This is a genomic window from Streptomyces sp. NBC_00442 (assembly GCF_036014195.1).
GTDB lineage: Bacteria > Actinomycetota > Actinomycetes > Streptomycetales > Streptomycetaceae > Streptomyces.
Genome location: NZ_CP107918.1, coordinates 5,743,131 through 5,758,493, shown reverse-complemented (window position 1 = coordinate 5,758,493; position 15,363 = coordinate 5,743,131). Strand labels below are relative to the sequence as shown.

Below are 15,363 nucleotides of genomic sequence, written 5' to 3'. Positions count from 1 at the left end.
CGAGCCCCCGGGCCGGTGGCGGGCCCGGGGCGGGGGCTGTCGGGTCAGCCCGGGATCAGGCCGTCGTCGCTGAGCATCTCCCTGACCTCGTCCAGGCTCGCGTCCGGGCTCGGAAGGATCAGCTCGGAAGGTTCCAGGGAGTCGTCGGCAAGGGGCTCCCCCAGCCGGCGCACCGCGTCGAGCAGGGCGACGAGGGTGTGGCGGAAGCCGTCCTCGTCACCCTCCTCCATCCGGGCGAGAAGCTCGTCGTCGAGCTTGTTGAGCTCGGTGAAGTGGCCGTCGGCCAGCTTCACCTGCCCCTCCCCCATGATCCGGACGATCATGAACGTCTCCTGCCGTTCGTCACTGCTTGTCGAAGCGCGGGCTCTGCTGCGGGGCCTTGTCCTCGGGAGCGGCGGTGCCGCCCTCGATGGCCTGCTTCCCTGCGGACCCGCCGCCCATCAGCTCGGCCTTCATCCGCTGCAGTTCCAGCTCTACATCCGTACCACCGGACAGGCGGTCGAGCTCGGTCTGGATGTCGTCCTTGGCCAGGCCCGACTGGTCGTTGAGGGCACCGGATGCGAGCAGCTCGTCGATCGCGCCGGCCCGCGCCTGGAGCTGCGCGGTCTTGTCCTCGGCCCGCTGGATGGCCATGCCGACGTCGCTCATCTCCTCGGAGATGCCCGAGAAGGACTCGGCGATCCGGGTCTGCGCCTGGGCCGCCGTGTAGGTCGCCTTGATCGTTTCCTTCTTGGTGCGGAAGGCGTCGACCTTGGCCTGGAGGCGCTGGGCCGCAAGGGTGAGCTTCTCCTCCTCGCCCTGCAACGTCTGGTGCTGCGTCTCCAGGTCGGTGACCTGCTGCTGCAACGAGGCGCGGCGGGACAGGGCCTCGCGGGCCAGATCCTCACGGCCGAGCGAGAGGGCCTTGCGGCCCTGGTCCTCCAGCTTGGAGGACTGGCTCTGCAGCTGGTTGAGCTGCAGCTCCAGACGCTTGCGGGAGGTCGCCACGTCGGCGACTCCCCTGCGCACCTTCTGGAGCAGCTCCAGCTGCTTCTGGTACGAGTAATCGAGGGTCTCGCGAGGGTCCTCGGCCCGGTCAAGGGCCTTGTTCGCCTTCGCGCGGAAGATCATCCCCATACGCTTCATGACACCGCTCATGGGCTTCGCGCGCCCCCTTCTGACGGACTCCAGCTCCAGCTGCTGCAACAGAACCCACAGTACGGGCCCTGCATCCATTACCGCACTGTTCGGGCGCCGATGCGCTCATCCCCAAGGACGACTACGTCCGCCGTTGATCCGGCGCAGGGAGTAGGTGAACCTCGGGGGAACAGTGCATCGCCCGCCTTCAGGGACGCAAGGCGTTGTGGGATCGTTCCCCACCGGCCTGGGGTCCATGCCGGGCACCCCGTACCCTTGGGGATTGTGTTCCGTAGCCGTTCCAACGCAGAGAAGGCCCCCACCGACAAGGTGACGGCGGACCTCTCCAAAGCGCCCCGCGACCCCGAGGCCCCCAAGGGGCGCCCCACTCCCAAGCGGAGTGAGGCCCAGACTCAGCGCCGCCGTGCCTCGACCGTGCCGACCGACCGCAAGGAGGCCTCCAAGCGTCAGCGCGAGGCGCGCCGGGTCGACATGGCCAAGCAGCGCGAAGCGCTCGCCAATGGCGACCAGCGCTACCTGCCGGCCCGCGACAAGGGCCCGGTGCGCAAGTTCGCCCGCGACTTCGTCGACTCCCGGTTCTCGGTCGCCGAGATGTTCCTGCCGCTCGCGGTGATCATCCTGGTGCTCTCGATGATCCGGATCGGCAGCCTGCAGAACCTCTCGCTGCTGCTGTGGCTCGTGGTGATCGTGCTCATCGTGCTCGACTCGCTCGGCCTCGCCTTCCGGCTGAAGAAGGCGCTCGCCGCCCGCTTCCCGGACGAGCCGAGGAAGGGCGCCGTCGCCTACGGTCTGATGCGCACGCTCCAGATGCGCCGGCTGCGGCTGCCCAAGCCGCAGGTCAAGCGCGGAGAGAAGCCCTGAGCGGGAAGCCGTCCGGGTTCACCGGCGCCTCCGGCGCCTGGCTGAAGGGTCTCGGCGGGCTGCGCAACGTGGTCCGCCAAGAGCTCGTGGCCCGTCACCTCGACGAGCAGATAGCCGGGCGTTTCCCGGTGGGCCGGCGTCTTCGCGTCCTGGACGTCGGCATGGGCCAGGGCACCCAGGCCCTGCGCCTGGCCCGCGCCGGGCACTCGGTGACCGGGCTCGAATCCGACCCGGCGATGCTCCAGGTGGCCCGCGAGGCGCTGTCGACCGAGCCCGAGGGCATCCGCGAGCGGGTGCGTCTGATCGAGGGCGACGGCCGCGAGACCGGCGTGCACTTCCTGCCCGGCGCCTTCGACGTGGTGCTGTGCCACGGCGTCCTGATGTACGTCGAGGAGCCCGACGCGATGCTCGCCGGGCTCGCCCGGATGCTCGCCCCCGGCGGCCTGCTCTCGCTGCTCGTGCGGAACGCCGACGCGCTGGCCGTGCGGCCCGGCCTCGCCGGCGACTGGGCGGGCGCCCTCGCGGCCTTCGACACCGACGCGTACACCAACCGGCTCGGTCTGCCGGTCCGCGCCGACCGGCTCGCCGCGCTGACCCGCACCCTCGACGGGATCGCGGCGCCGCTGCACACCTGGTACGGGGTGCGGGTGTTCACCGACACCGTGCCCAACGACGTGGACCTGCCGGCCCCCGACGAGCTGGAGCGCCTGCTGACCGCCGAGGACCGTGCCGGGCGCACCGACCCATACCGCCACGTGGCGGCGCTGCTGCACCTCTTCGGCGTACGGGACTGAGACGCGGTACGGGGCTGGAACGCGGTACGGGGCTGGAACGCGGTACGGGACCGGGACGGGTGGACGGGCGCGGGTATCGCGCCGGTGGGCCCCGGCCCGGGGTCCCCGGTACCTGATCGGGCCCACCGGCAGGCCGTCATATCGGACCAAAGGGATACTCCTGCCATGGATGCATCTCTTCGCCCCGGCCGGGTGCGCCGTGCGGCCCGGCCGCTGACCGCCGCCGCCGTCACCGCCGCTCTCGTCGGGGGCTGTTCGGGCGCGGACCCCGCGGCCGCCCCGAAGGCGTCGTCCCGCAGCGCGTCGGCGAGTTCGCCGGCGCCCCAGCGCAACGGCTCCGGCGGGACCGACAGCCTGCAGAGCGACTATCAGCGGGTCATCAAGGACGTGCTGCCCTCGGTCGTGCAGATCGATGCCTCCAACAGCCTCGGCTCGGGCATCGTCTACGACGGCCAGGGGCACATCGTCACCAACGCCCATGTCGTCGGCAACGAGCGGACGTTCAAGGTGACGGCGTCCGGCAGCAGTTCGGCGATCACCGCCAGGCTGGTCGCCGCCTATCCCGAGCAGGACCTCGCGGTGATCAAGCTGGATTCCGTGCCCAGCGGGCTGAAGCCGGCCACGTTCGGGGACTCCTCGAAGGTGGAGATGGGCCAGATCGTCCTGGCGATGGGGTCGCCGCTCGGGCTCTCCTCCAGCGTCACCCAGGGCATCGTGTCCGCGACCGGCCGCACCGTGTCCGAGGGCCGGGACGGCGGCGGTACCGGCGCGACCATCGCCAACATGGTGCAGACATCGGCCGCGATCAACCCCGGCAACAGCGGCGGCGCCCTGGTCAACCTCGACGACGAGATCATCGGCATTCCGACGCTCGCCGCGACCGACCCGGACATGAGCGGCAGCGCGGCCCCCGGCATCGGCTTCGCGATCCCGGTGTCGATGGTGAGGACGGTGGCCGACCAGATCATCAAGAGCGGCAAGGTCACCGATTCGGGCCGGGCGGCGCTCGGCATCACCGGCCGGACCGTGGTCGACGCCGGCTACCAGCCGGCCGGCGTCGCGGTGGTGGCGGCCCCGCCCAACGGAGCCGCGGCCAAGGCGGGTCTCAGGACGGGCGACATCATCACGAAGCTCGGCCAGACCGGCATCACGTCGATCACCGCGCTCACCGAGGCGCTGGCCGCGGACAAGCCGGGCCAGAAGGTCCAGGTGACGTACACCCGCGACGGCGCGAAGAAGACCGCCGAGGTCACCCTCGGCGAGATCTGAGCGGAGCCGCGGCACGAGGGCCGGCCGGGGACGCCGTGCGCACCCCCGGCCGGGCCGTCAGGCCTGCTCGGCGTGCAGGCTCATCGGGCCGTAGATCTTCGTGCCGTCCTCGAAGAGGAAGACCTGGTCGGCCCCGCCTTCGAGCAGGTCCTTCCACACCTCACCGATCCAGGACTCCGCATCGCCCTGGGTCGTGAACTCCTCCGGCGCCACCGCCGGCTCGACCTCCGTACCGTCCGACTTCTCGAAACGCCACGTCCACGCCATGTCCGCCTCCTGGGTCCCATTGCTGCCCGCAGCGTAACCGGGCGCGCAAGAGGGCCGGTTACGCGGCAGGATCGTGGTTGTGGAACTGACTCTCCTCGGCACCGGGGCCCCCGCCGGCCTGCCGCGCCCCGACTGTCCCTGCGCCGCGTGCGCCGTCGCACGCGGCGGCGACGCGCGCGCCGCGACCGCCCTGCTCGTCGACGGCGCGCTGCTGCTCGACCTGACCCCGGGCGCGGCGCTCGCCGCCGCACGGGCCGGGCACTCGCTCGCCGGTGTGCGCCAGGTGCTGCTCACCCATCCGCACGACGGGCCGGCGGTCGAGCTGCCGGCCGGGCTTCCGGCGGCCGGGCGGGTACCGGACGGCCGCCGGCTGACGCTGATCAGCGGCCACCGGGTGCTCGCCGTGCCGCTCGACGCGCCGGGCACGGGGTACGAGGTGACGTCGCCCGACGGCGAGCGGCTGCTCTATCTGCCGCCGGGTGGTGCGCCCGCCGGGGCGTCGGCGATGCGCCCGTACGACATGGTGGTGGCCGACGTCTGCGGCCGGCCCGACGCGCTCGCGCGGCTGCGGGCGGCCGGCGGCATCGGCCCGGCGACCGATGTGATCGCGGTGCACATCGACCACGACGTGCCGCCCGGCCGGGAGTTGGAGCGCCGGCTCGCGGCGCTCGGCGCGCGCGCCGTGCCGGACGGCACGACGCTGGTCGTCGGCGAGTACCACGCGGTGCCCGACCTGCCGCGCCGCACGCTCGTGCTCGGTGGCGCGCGCTCGGGCAAGTCGGTGGAGGCCGAGCGGCGCCTGGCGGCCTTCCCCGGGGTGGTGTACGTGGCGACGGGCGGCTCCCGCGAGGGCGACACCGAGTGGGCCGCGCGGGTCGGGCTGCACCGCGAGCGGCGGCCCTCCAGCTGGCGCACCGAGGAGACCTGCGACCTCGCGCCGCTCCTCGACGCGTCGGGCCCGCCGCTCCTGATCGACTGTCTGGCGCTGTGGCTGACCGACGCGATGGACCGGGTCGGCGCGTGGGACGACGAGAAGTGGGCGTCCGGCGGCGAGCGCGCGCTGAAGGAGCGTACGGACGAACTCGTCGCGGCGGTACGGGGCACGGCGCGGACGGTGGTCGCGGTGAGCAACGAGGTGGGGTCGGGCGTGGTGCCCGCGACGTCGTCGGGGCGGCGCTTCCGTGACGAACTGGGCCGCCTGAACGCCGCGTTCGCGGCCGAGTGCGAGCAGGTGCTGCTCGTCGTCGCGGGCCAGGCGCTCGCACTGCGCGGCTGATGTCCGCCCGCTGGCGGTACTGTTCGGCAGATGAGCAGGCTGAACCTGGACGACTTCTCCGATCTGATCGAACGCCCCGACAACGGTGTGCGGCGTGACGCCGAGGAACGCCGGGAGCGGCAGAGCGTGCCGCCCGGCGCGCTCGGCCGGCTCGACGAGCTGGCCACCTGGCTGTCGGCGGCGCAGGGCGCGAGCCCGGTGCGGGCCGTCGAGCGGCCCCGCGTGGTCCTGTTCGCGGGCGACCACGGCGTGGCCGGACTCGGTGTCTCGGCCCGCCCCGCCTCCTCGGCGCACACCCTCGTACGGTCCGCCCTGGACGGCGCGAGCCCGGTCGCGGTGCTCGGCCGCCGCCAGGGCGTCCCGGTCCGCGTCGTCGACGCCGGCCTCGACTGCGACCCGGCGCTGCTGCCCGAGGACGTGGTGCGCCACCGGGTGCGGCGCGGCAGCGGCCGGATCGACGTCGAGGACGCCATGACCGTCGACGAGGCGGAGGCGGCGGTCCGGCTCGGCGTGAGGATCGCCGACGAGGAGGCCGACTCCGGCACCGATCTGGTGGTGCTCGGCGACCTCAGCGTGGGCGGCACCACGCCGGCGGCGGTGCTGATCGCCGCGCTGTGCGGCACGGACGCCTCGGTGGTCACCGGTCGCGGCGGCGCCGGCATCGACGACCTCGCCTGGATGCGCAAGTGCGCGGCGATCCGCGACGCGTTGCGCCGGGCGCGGCCGGTCCTCGGCGATCAGCTCGAACTTCTGGCCGCGGTGGGCGGCGCGGACCTTGCCGCCACCACCGGTTTCCTGTTGCAGTGTGCGGTGCGCAGGCTGCCGGTGATCCTCGACGGGGTCGTCTCGTCGGCCTGTGCGCTGGTGGCGCAGCGGGCGGCCTTCCGGGCTCCGGACTGGTGGCTGGCGGGTCAGTCGAGCGGCGAGCCGGGCCAGTCGAAGGCGCTGGACCGGATGGCGCTCAACCCTCTGCTCGACCATGGCGTCACAGTGGGCGAAGGCACCGGGGCACTGCTCGCTCTTCCCCTCGTACAAGCCGCGGCGGCACTCGCCGCGGAGCTGCCCGAGCGCACCGACCAGCGCACGGAGTCCGTGGAGGAGAGCGGCGACGAGTGAGTCCCGGCTGAGCCGGGGGGCTGCCCCCCTCGGCTCCGTCGGCGATCACTGTGGAACGCTTTGCCCCCATATCATCGCGTTTCATGGGAGAAGTCCGCTTGAGTACCACCGAAGGAACGGACCGGAGCACCCCCCGGTCGCGGCACGGCGCGGCGTTCGCCGTCTGGTACCTGCGCATCGTGACGTTCATCAATTTCCTCAGTGCCGCGTGGGTCACCCTCGGCCAGGGGCTTCGGCGTCACAACACGGACGACTACTTCACGCCGTATCTGCTCGAAGCCGGCTTCACCTCGGGCGTCGTCACGCTCTTCCTCGCCGTCACCATGCGCCGGCGCAAGCGTGCGGCCTGGATCCTCAACATGGTGCTCGGCGGGCTCTTCTGGCTGCTGTTCGCCTACGTCATGGCGCTGCCCGGCTTCCACCGCTACGCGCAGAACTGGATCTCCCTGGGGCTCACCACGGCCTTCGTGGCGGCCCTCGTGGTCGGCCGCCGCGAGTTCTACGCCAAGGGCGACCGCTCCAACCCGCTGGCCGCGGTGGTCACCGCCGTCGGCGGCCTGCTCGTCACCTCGCTGATCGCGGCGGTCCTGGTCAGCGCGACCAACACCTATGACGGCACCGACCAGTCGTCGTTCCTGCAACGCTGGCGTTACGGCCTGATGCGCCTGGTGTTCCTGGTCCCCGACGACCGGCACACCCAGGGCGTCACCACGCCGGGCTGGGTCAACGTCGTCATCAACGTGATGGCCACGCTGCTCCTGATCGCCGTCATCTACGCGGCGTTCCGCAACCGCAGGGCCGTCGACCCGCTCACCGTCGAGGACGAGGAGAGGCTGCGGGCCCTCCTCGACAAGCAGGGCGAACGCGACTCCCTCGGCTACTTCGCGCTGCGCCGCGAGAAGGCCGTCATCTGGTCGCCGACCGGCAAGGCCGCCGTCACCTACCGCGTCATCAACAGCGTCTCGCTGGCCTCGGGCGACCCGATCGGCGATCCCGAGGCGTGGCCGGGCGCGATCGAGCCGTGGCTGGCCGAGGCCCGCGAGCACGGCTGGATCCCGGCCGTGACCGGAGCCAGCGAGGAAGCGGGGCAGATCTATGCCCGGCACGGCCTCGACGCCCTGGAGATGGGCGACGAGGCGATCGTGGAGACCGCCGAGTTCACCCTGGAGGGCCGCGCGATGCGGACCGTGCGCCAGGCGTACAACCGGGTGAAGCGGGCCGGGTACGAGGTGCGGATCCGCCGTCACGCGGACATTCCTGCCCCTGAGATGAACGAACTCCTGCGCAAGGCCGACGACTGGCGCGACGGCGCCACCGAACGCGGCTTCTCCATGGCGCTCGGCCGGCTCGGCGACCCCGCCGACGGCCAGTGCATGATGCTCGAATGCTTCGACGGCGAGGGCGAGTTGCGGGCGCTGCTCAGCTTCGTGCCCTGGGGCCCGCACGGGGTGTCACTCGACCTGATGCGCCGTGACCGCGACTCCGAGAACGGCCTGATCGAGTTCATGGTGATCGAACTCCTCCAGCGCGCCAAGGAGATCCAGATCACTCAGGTCTCACTGAACTTCGCGATGTTCCGTTCCGTCTTCGAGCGCGGCTCGAAGCTCGGGGCGGGACCCGTGCTGAGGCTGTGGCGCTCGCTGCTCAGCTTCTTCTCCCGCTGGTGGCAGATCGAGTCGCTGTACCGGTCCAACGCCAAGTACCGGCCGATCTGGGAGCCACGGTTCACCTTGTTCGAGAAGAGCGCGGACCTGCCGCGCATCGCCATCGCGTCCGCTCGCGCCGAGGGGTTCCTCGAAGCCCCGGGCCTGCCCAAGTGGCTGCACCGCAGACACCTGGAGTCGCAGAGATGAGCGGTGCGGCGCTCCGGGGGGTGCGCCGGTTCGCGGAACGCGAGTGGGGGCCCCTTTTCAGGACCGTGTGGTACGCGCTGTACACCGGGCGCTGGAAGGCGATCCCGCTGACGCTCTCGGCCGTCGCCCTCACCTCGCTCTTCCAGGTCGTGCAGAACCAGCCCTGGGGCTTCCGGCCGATCCAGATCATCGGCTCGGTGAAAGCCGAGTACCCGCTGTGGATCTCGCTCCTTCGCACCCCGTTCTCGCTCTTCGTGCCGGCGCTCGACCTGCCGGTGTGGGGAGCGCTCGCGCAGGTACTGCTCGTCTTCGGCATCGCCGAGATCTGCATCGGGCGGGGCCGGATAGTGCTCATCGCCTACGCCGCGACGCTGGCCGGCACCCTGTACGCACGGATCGGCATCCACATCGGCCCGGACAGCGTCTTCGGGCTGCCCGCCTCCGCGGCCGAGATGGTCGACACCGGGCCTTCGGCGGCCGTCGTCGCCCTCGCCGTGTACGTGTGCTGGCGCTACCGGGCGTACTGGACGGCCGGGGTGGTGGCGGGCGCGATGGTCGTCGAGGTGGTGCTCAAGAACAACCTCGCGGGCAAGGAGCACATCGCGGCGCTCCTCACCGTCGCGGTGATCTGCTGGATCACCTGGGTGCGCCGCAAGCGCCGGCGCGACCGCCGCGATCAGGGGCGGCGCACCGGGAGCTTGTCGGGTGCGCCGCCGATCCAGTCCTGAAGGCGTCGGCGCGGCGCCGACCAGCGCCGGTCGTGGCGGTAGGCCCGCAGCCAGGCCCTGGCCCTGGCCCGCGAACGTGTGCGGTAGAAGCGCTGGGCCCACGGGGAGCCCGGCTTGGCGAGCCGGATGGCGCCGAACAGGGCCACGAAGGGCACGAGGGTGCCGAGCAGCGCCATCCGCACCTTGCCCTTGAACATGGCGATCAGCACGAAACAGAAGTTGATCACGATGGTGGTGATGAACGACGCGCGGTCCTGCCGCTCCCCCGGGCTCACGTCGTTGACGCCGAGCGGCGAGAATCCGGCGAGCACCAGCGTCATGAGGGCGGCGGCGAGCACCACGACCTCGACGCTCTTGCGCCCGTTCTCGCTCCAGTACACGTCGTCCAGGTGCAGGATCAGCGCGAACTCGTCGAGGACCAGGCCCGCGCCCGCCCCGAAGACCGCGGCGAACACGGAGGCCGCGATGCCGTGCCGGCCGCTGCCGACCGCGCCGAAGCCGCCGACGATGGTGAGGATGACGCCGGGCACGACGTGGTGGATGTGCAGCCCGCCGGGGCTGATGTTGCCGAAGGGGCCGCGTCCCGCCCGGATGAGCCGGGTGATGGAGCGCGTGACGAGGAACGTCAGGACGAACGCGGCCAGCGCGAGCAGCATGGGGAGCTTGCCCGGCTCTGTGATGTTCCGGTAGAACCAGTGACCCATCCCACCCGCTCCTGTTTGCGCTGGTATGCGCAATTTAACGCCGTCGGGGGGCCGGGCGCTCAAGATAGCCTGCGCCGGGTGAACGCAAGGAAGGCCCTGCACGGCGTACGTTTCGCCTTCGGCACCCTCACCGTCTTCCCCGCCCGCATCACCCGGTGGGACCGTGCCGCCGCGCGCGCCGGCATGACGCTGGCCCCGCTGGCCGGGCTCGCCGTCGGCCTGTGCGCGGCGGCCGCGGGCGCCGGGTTCTGGCTGCTCGGGGCGGGGGCGCCGCTCGCCGCGGTGGCGGCCACGGCGGCGCCCGCCCTGCTGACCCGGGGCCTGCATCTGGACGGGCTCGCCGACGTCGCCGACGGCCTCGGCAGCGCGAAGCCCGCCGATGACGCGCTGCGCATCATGAAGCGGAGTGACATCGGCCCGTTCGGGGTCGTCACGCTGCTGTTCTGTCTCCTGGCCCAGGTCGCCGCCCTGTCCCGCCTGTTCGAGCGGGACGGCTGGGCCGGCGGCGCCACCGCCGCCGTCGTCGCGGCGCTCGCCGCCCGCACCGCCCTGACCCTGGCCTCCCGGCACGGGGTCCCCGCGGCGCGCCCCGACGGTCTGGGCGCGGTGGTGGCGGGCACGGTGCCCGGCGGGCGGGCGGTCGCGGTGGCCGTCGTGGTGATGGCCCTGTGCGCGGCCGCGGGCGGGCCGGGCGGACCGTGGGCCGCGCTGCACCTCGCGTTGGCCGTCGCGGCCGGACTCGCCGCGGCCCAGGCGCTGCTCGCGCGCTGTGTGCGCCGGTTCGGCGGGGTGACGGGCGATGTGTTCGGCGCGGTCGCGGAGGGCGCGGCCACGGTGACGCTGACCGCGCTCGCCCTCGGCTGACCCGGGCATCAGCAGGCCCGGCGCCACGCCATCAGGTCGTACTTCTTCTGGATGGAGCTGAGGCCGAGCTTCTTCGACGCGGCGCAGAAGCGGTCGGGCGTCAGCTCGTACTCGGCGTGGAAGACGGCCTTGCCCGCCGTCACGAACGGCGTGAGCCGGTCGCACTCCTGGTACTGGGCGCACTGCTCGTCGACCGCGAAGTCGTAGTGGGCGAGCAGCCGCGGGATCTGGTCGAGGTCGTTCTTCAGGCCCACGGCGAGGCCCCGGTCGTGGGCGAGGCGGGCGATCAGCTCGTTGTAGCGGAGCTGGTCGCCGGCCATGAGGGGGAAGCCGGTGTCATTGCGGTAGCCGTCCATGTTGTCCGGCTCGACGGCGTCGAAGCCCTTGGCCCGGCACAGGTCGAAGCGCTGGGCGATCAGCGGTTCCAGGGCGTCGGTGCGGCGGATGTCGAGCCACTTCTCGCCCGCCCAGCCGTTGCCGTTGCCGAGCACGGCCTTGGGGAAGCGGCCCGCGTCCGGCCGCCAGTTCTCCCAGGCGCCCGTCGAGACGTAGCAGATGACCTTGCGGCCCCTGCGGTGCAGATCCGCCACCGCAGCCGCGCTCTGGTCGACGGCGTCGATGTCGTACACCTGGGCGTCGACGGTCGGGTCGAGCGTGCCCTTGAGCTGCCATTGCCAGGTCAGCCCCGGTTTCGGCCGCCAATGGGGGCCGGAGGGTGCGGGCGGTGAAGTGTCACCGCCGGCGCCGTCGTCGGGGGCGTCCGGGGAGCCGGTGCACGCCGCGAGCAGGAGCAGCGGCAGGAGGAGCGGGAGCGCGCGTCTCACCGGGCGGGCTCCAGTCGGTGCGGCAGTGTGCCCCAGGGGTGCGGGAGCCCGCCCGGCACGAGGCAGTGGACCGGCGCCTGGGCGACCGCGTCCGGCGGCGCCTCGTACACCAGGTGGCAGGTGTCGGGCGCGGCGGGCCCGGCCGGCCGGTATGCGGACCAGGGCCCCTCGAAGGTCACCACGAGGTCGGCGATCCGGGCGTAGCCGGGGTGCGGGACGGCGCCGTGGTTCAGGACCAGCGTGACGTACGTGTCGTGGGTCGCGGCGAGCGCGGTCCGCAGGTCCGCGTAGTACGGCAGGTACAGGGCGCTGGTGGCCGCCTGGTCGAGGAAGAGCCCGTGCACCCCGTACCAGTCGTGGTGGCGGGCCGCCTCGCGTACGACGTCCTGCGGCGGGCGCCGGCCGTAGGCGGTGTCCACGTAGCCGAGGACCCGTACGCCGGCCGAGCGCAGCCGCGCGGCCACCGTCGCGAAGGCCGCGTCGGGCGAACGTCCGGGCCCGTCGGCCGGGTTGAGGACGACGCCGTACAGCGAAGGCGCGGCGGCGATCAGCGCGTCCCAGGCGTCGGGTCGTTCGGCCGGGTGCTCGTAGTAGGGCACCAGGAGCTTGCTCATGCACTTCCTCAGCGCGCTCGGGAGGCCCCCGGGGGGGCCTGGCGGGGTCATGGGCGGTGGGCGGTCGCCCTTCCCAGGAGGACACAGGCCAGCAGGGCCAGCAACGCGGCCGCGCTCCCCGAGACCACGAGACCGGTCGACGGCGGCGCGGCGAGGACCAGCGCGAGCGTCTGTGCGACGGCCGCCGCACAGCACACCACGGCCGCGCCCACCGCCGCCCCGAACGACTGGAGCAGGAGTCCGGTCCACAGCACCGCGCCGATCAGCAGCAGCGCCGCGAGGCGCGGGCCGCTCAGCGCCGGCGCGTCCGGCCACAGCCGGGTGCCCGCCTCGGCGAGCGCGGCCAGGACCAGGAGGTAGGCGCCGAGGCAGAGGGTCACGGTGGCGGTCACCGAACCGCGGAAGCCCCGCGCGCTCGACGAGCTCCGCAGCCCGGCCAGGCTCTGCGCCCGGAAGCGGTGCAGCAGCCATTCGGCGGGGCCCATGCTGAGCGTGAGGGCGACCGCGGACGGCCCGGCGACCGTGCCCGTGGAGCCGTGCCGGAAGACGTCGCCGAGCGCGGCGTACAGGACCAGCACCCCGGCGCCGAGCCCGAACAGGCCGTACGGGAGGCAGGTGACGAGCCGGGGCGAGACGGCGCCGCCCGGCGCGGGACCGGCCGTCTCGGTACACAGGGTGCGGACGGCGAGCGCCACGGCGGCGGCGAGCGAGACGAGCAGCAGCGCCGGCCCGGCGGCGGACGGCAGGCCCGGCACGACGCCGAGGATCAGGGGCAACAGGGCCCAGAACAGGGCCCGTTCACGGCCGAGGACGAGGAGCGCGGTGGCCGCCGCCAGATAGCAGCACTGGCCCGCGGCGAACGCGGCGGCGGGCAGCTCGCCCGGCCCGGACGCGGCGAGCGCGGCCAGCGTGCTGAGGGCCGCGCCGAGCGGGGCACCCAGGCGCAGGGCGCGGACGGCGGCCGGGCGGTCGGCGAGGCTGAGCCAGGAGTGGGCGCGGTGCGAGAGCGACTGGTTCCACACCCAGCCGGTCACCGTGCCGGCGAGCAGCGCCATCGTTCCGGCGGGCAGGCCCAGCGCGGCGGGCGGGCCGGTCAGGAGGCGCGCCCCCAGGACGTAGGCGAGCCCGGGGAGGGCGAAGACCAGGCCCCGCAGGAGGCAGGAGCCGAGATGGGCGTGCCAGGAGGCGCGGGGCGGCGCCGGGGCCGCGGGGTAGCGGCGCGGAACGCGGCGGTAGAGCGCTTCGGCCAGCGAGAAGGAGTCGGGGTACCCGTAGGCGGCACGTATCCGTTCGTCGCTCATGCCGTCGGACTCGATGATCGCGGCTATCTCGTCCGGATGGACGGCGACGGCGATCACGTCCGCCAGGCGCAGGGCGAGTTGGGCGACCGGATCGTTGGCGGCGGCCCCCGGCGGGCGTTGGCGCGGGATGAAGGGCAGGGTGTCCCGCCCCTCGTCGCCGCCGAGCCACAGGGAGCCGCTCACCGCGGCACCCCGCCGAGGGTGGCGGCCCGCGCGCCGTCGGACGGTTCGCGGTACCAGGGAGAGGCGAGCCGCAGCGTCCAGTCGTGCTCGGGCGTGAACGGGGCGAGGGCCGGTCCGGGTACGGGGAGCCCGGCCAGCTCGCGGTAGATCCGGCGGAAGCCGTCCACCGAGCGGTGCAGGGTGAACTCGTCGATCACGCGCTGCCGTGCGGCGGCGCCGAGTTCGGTCCGCCGTTCCTGGTCGCGGAGCAGCCCGATCGCCGCCTCGGCCATCACGGCGGGCTCGCGCGGCGGTACGACGAGTCCCGCCTCGCCCGCCGCCTCCCGTACGCCGCCGACGTCCGTGGACACGGTGGCGCGTCCGCAGCTCATCGCCTCGATCAGCGAGAAGGGGAAGCCCTCGCTGATGCTGGAGAGCATCACCACGGTGCCCGAGGCGTAGGCACTCGCGGTGTCGCTGACCCGGCCCTCGTAGGAAATTCCGTCGCTGACGCCCAGTTCGGCGGCGAGCTTCTCCAGGCGGGTGCGGTAGTCCTCGCCGCCGGCCGGTACGGCCCCGTACAACCGCAGGCGGGTGTCGGGGAGTTCGGCCCGCACGATGGCGTACGAGCGGATCAGGGTCTCCAGGTCCTTGATGGGGTCGATGCGACCGCACCAGCTCAGGGTGGGCACGTCCGGGTCGGGTCCGGCGTGCGGGAAGAGGTCGGGGTCGACCCCGTTGTAGACGGTACGGATCCGCTCGGCGGGCGCGCCTCCGCGCTCCTCCCAGCGGCGGTTGTAGTGGTTGCACGGCGTGATGAGATCGGCCTGGCGGTATCCCAGGGAGTTGAGCTCCCGGTAGAAGCTCAACAGGACCGCCTTGACCGGCCAGTTCTGCTCGCCGGCGCGGTATCCGAGGTAGCGCTCGCGCAGGTAGATGCCGTGCTCGGTCAGCAGGAACGGCACCCCGTCGAAGTACTGCGCGGCGAGCGCGGGCAGCGTGGCGAGGCCACTGCTGACCGCGTGCGCCACGCTGTCCGCCGCGATGCGGGCGGACAGCGGGCGCAGTGCGTGTTCCAGGAGGTCCGTCGCCGTCAGGGCGTCGTACACGGTGGGTTTCGCCTTGGACAGGGCCAGGTGCGGCATCGTCCAGATCCACATCAGCGACTTCAGGGCCGCTTCGGAGCGGAGCGCCGCCGAGAGCCGCCCGGCCCGTGCGAACTCCGCGAGCCCGTACAGGGCCGAGGCGAAGTCGCAGCCGGACTCCGGGTCGAGCAGGGCGAGCAGGAAGCGCTCGTAGGTGTCGGTGAACCGGCGCCTTTCCTTGCCGAGGAGCGGCCGCCGCCCGCCGGGCCGCGGCCCCCACAGCGGGAAGGCCGTGTGCTCGCGGACGTTGGCCGGGAGCTCCCAGGCGACCGGCTCACGGCCGCTGCCGGTGAGGGCGACGACGGTGAAGTCGACCTCCGGTATGCCGCGGACGAGCTGGTCGCACCAGGTACTCACTCCCCCGTGCACATGTGGATACGTACCTTCCGTGAGCATGGTGACATGACGGCCACTGCTCGGCATGGATGTCCCCCCAGGACAAACGGTC

At 72.9% G+C, this 15,363-nt stretch carries 16 protein-coding genes; 8 read left to right on the top strand and 8 right to left on the bottom strand.

The annotated features are described in order from the left end of the window. Window positions 1-44: 44 nt before the first annotated feature. Together pspAA and OG432_RS25800 are read right to left on the bottom strand one after the other, a co-directional pair. The gene (gene pspAA / locus OG432_RS25805) at window positions 45-323 is read right to left on the bottom strand and encodes a PspA-associated protein PspAA (protein ID WP_328313347.1); all 279 of its coding nucleotides are present in this window, start codon (window positions 321-323) and stop codon (window positions 45-47) included. 19 nt (window positions 324-342) lie between these two features. Further along, window positions 343-1,137, bottom strand: a complete 795-nt coding sequence (locus tag OG432_RS25800) for a PspA/IM30 family protein (protein WP_328313346.1) — start codon at window positions 1,135-1,137, stop codon at window positions 343-345. Window positions 1,138-1,401: 264 nt separating this feature from the next. On the opposite strand from OG432_RS25800, the gene OG432_RS25795 reads away from it, so the two are divergent. The 3 genes from OG432_RS25795 to OG432_RS25785 all read left to right on the top strand — a co-directional run bounded on the left by OG432_RS25795 (window position 1,402) and on the right by OG432_RS25785 (window position 4,061). Continuing rightward, window positions 1,402-1,998, top strand: coding sequence for a DUF3043 domain-containing protein (locus OG432_RS25795; RefSeq protein ID WP_328313345.1), 597 nt, complete (start codon window positions 1,402-1,404; stop codon window positions 1,996-1,998). An 86-nt stretch (window positions 1,999-2,084) separates the two neighbouring features. Then, entirely contained in the window at window positions 2,085-2,792 is a 708-nt protein-coding gene (locus OG432_RS25790) for a class I SAM-dependent methyltransferase (protein WP_328315238.1), read from the top strand. A gap of 165 nt (window positions 2,793-2,957) precedes the next feature. Then, window positions 2,958-4,061, top strand: a complete 1,104-nt coding sequence (locus OG432_RS25785) for a S1C family serine protease (protein WP_328313344.1) — start codon at window positions 2,958-2,960, stop codon at window positions 4,059-4,061. Between the two features lie 57 nt (window positions 4,062-4,118). Here the strand turns inward: OG432_RS25785 and OG432_RS25780 are convergent, their stop codons facing one another. Further along, the gene (locus tag OG432_RS25780; protein ID WP_328313343.1) at window positions 4,119-4,328 is read right to left on the bottom strand and encodes a hypothetical protein; all 210 of its coding nucleotides are present in this window, start codon (window positions 4,326-4,328) and stop codon (window positions 4,119-4,121) included. A gap of 79 nt (window positions 4,329-4,407) precedes the next feature. On the opposite strand from OG432_RS25780, the gene OG432_RS25775 reads away from it, so the two are divergent. From OG432_RS25775 to OG432_RS25760, 4 genes are all read left to right on the top strand, one after another. Further along, complete coding sequence (locus tag OG432_RS25775; RefSeq protein ID WP_328313342.1) at window positions 4,408-5,604, top strand: bifunctional adenosylcobinamide kinase/adenosylcobinamide-phosphate guanylyltransferase; 1,197 nt, start codon at window positions 4,408-4,410, stop codon at window positions 5,602-5,604. 30 nt (window positions 5,605-5,634) lie between these two features. Beyond that, window positions 5,635-6,720 (top strand): nicotinate-nucleotide--dimethylbenzimidazole phosphoribosyltransferase, encoded by a 1,086-nt coding sequence (gene cobT / locus OG432_RS25770; RefSeq protein WP_328313341.1) that lies wholly within the window; start codon window positions 5,635-5,637, stop codon window positions 6,718-6,720. An 83-nt stretch (window positions 6,721-6,803) separates the two neighbouring features. Beyond that, window positions 6,804-8,573: a phosphatidylglycerol lysyltransferase domain-containing protein gene (locus OG432_RS25765; RefSeq protein WP_328313340.1), complete on the top strand. Its 1,770-nt coding sequence runs from the start codon at window positions 6,804-6,806 to the stop codon at window positions 8,571-8,573. Then, window positions 8,570-9,301: a hypothetical protein gene (locus tag OG432_RS25760; protein WP_328313339.1), complete on the top strand. Its 732-nt coding sequence runs from the start codon at window positions 8,570-8,572 to the stop codon at window positions 9,299-9,301. The genes OG432_RS25765 and OG432_RS25760 overlap by 4 nt, the downstream gene beginning before the upstream one ends. Here OG432_RS25760 and OG432_RS25755 read toward each other — a convergent pair. Next, window positions 9,250-10,005, bottom strand: coding sequence for a hypothetical protein (locus tag OG432_RS25755; protein WP_328313338.1), 756 nt, complete (start codon window positions 10,003-10,005; stop codon window positions 9,250-9,252). The genes OG432_RS25760 and OG432_RS25755 overlap by 52 nt on opposite strands. Before the next feature lie 78 nt (window positions 10,006-10,083). Here OG432_RS25755 and OG432_RS25750 point away from each other — a divergent pair, with 78 nt between their 5' ends. Next, complete coding sequence (locus OG432_RS25750; protein WP_328313337.1) at window positions 10,084-10,869, top strand: adenosylcobinamide-GDP ribazoletransferase; 786 nt, start codon at window positions 10,084-10,086, stop codon at window positions 10,867-10,869. Between the two features lie 8 nt (window positions 10,870-10,877). Here OG432_RS25750 and OG432_RS25745 read toward each other — a convergent pair whose 3' ends face one another. Genes OG432_RS25745 through pelF form a run of 4 tightly spaced genes read right to left on the bottom strand, consistent with a single transcriptional unit; the run spans window position 10,878 to window position 15,338 of the window. Beyond that, complete coding sequence (locus OG432_RS25745; protein ID WP_328313336.1) at window positions 10,878-11,693, bottom strand: endo alpha-1,4 polygalactosaminidase; 816 nt, start codon at window positions 11,691-11,693, stop codon at window positions 10,878-10,880. After that, window positions 11,690-12,307: a spherulation-specific family 4 protein gene (locus OG432_RS25740; protein WP_328313335.1), complete on the bottom strand. Its 618-nt coding sequence runs from the start codon at window positions 12,305-12,307 to the stop codon at window positions 11,690-11,692. The genes OG432_RS25745 and OG432_RS25740 overlap by 4 nt, the downstream gene beginning before the upstream one ends. 47 nt (window positions 12,308-12,354) lie before the next feature. Next, window positions 12,355-13,791 carry a hypothetical protein gene (locus OG432_RS25735; protein ID WP_328313334.1) on the bottom strand — a complete coding sequence of 479 codons (1,437 nt, stop codon included), beginning with the start codon at window positions 13,789-13,791 and terminating at the stop codon, window positions 12,355-12,357. After that, window positions 13,788-15,338, bottom strand: a complete 1,551-nt coding sequence (pelF, locus tag OG432_RS25730) for a GT4 family glycosyltransferase PelF (protein WP_328313333.1) — start codon at window positions 15,336-15,338, stop codon at window positions 13,788-13,790. Before pelF ends, OG432_RS25735 begins: the two co-directional genes overlap by 4 nt. Between the last annotated feature and the right edge of the window lie 25 nt (window positions 15,339-15,363).

Coding starts and splice junctions, on each gene's coding strand:
- pspAA (WP_328313347.1), bottom strand. CDS start 323: ATGATCGTCCGGATCATGGGGGAGGGGCAGGTGAAGCTGGCCGACGGC.
- OG432_RS25800 (WP_328313346.1), bottom strand. CDS start 1,137: ATGAGCGGTGTCATGAAGCGTATGGGGATGATCTTCCGCGCGAAGGCG.
- OG432_RS25785 (WP_328313344.1), top strand. CDS start 2,958: ATGGATGCATCTCTTCGCCCCGGCCGGGTGCGCCGTGCGGCCCGGCCG.
- OG432_RS25780 (WP_328313343.1), bottom strand. CDS start 4,328: ATGGCGTGGACGTGGCGTTTCGAGAAGTCGGACGGTACGGAGGTCGAG.
- cobT (WP_328313341.1), top strand. CDS start 5,635: ATGAGCAGGCTGAACCTGGACGACTTCTCCGATCTGATCGAACGCCCC.
- OG432_RS25765 (WP_328313340.1), top strand. CDS start 6,804: ATGGGAGAAGTCCGCTTGAGTACCACCGAAGGAACGGACCGGAGCACC.
- OG432_RS25760 (WP_328313339.1), top strand. CDS start 8,570: ATGAGCGGTGCGGCGCTCCGGGGGGTGCGCCGGTTCGCGGAACGCGAG.
- OG432_RS25755 (WP_328313338.1), bottom strand. CDS start 10,005: ATGGGTCACTGGTTCTACCGGAACATCACAGAGCCGGGCAAGCTCCCC.
- OG432_RS25740 (WP_328313335.1), bottom strand. CDS start 12,307: ATGAGCAAGCTCCTGGTGCCCTACTACGAGCACCCGGCCGAACGACCC.
- pelF (WP_328313333.1), bottom strand. CDS start 15,338: ATGCCGAGCAGTGGCCGTCATGTCACCATGCTCACGGAAGGTACGTAT.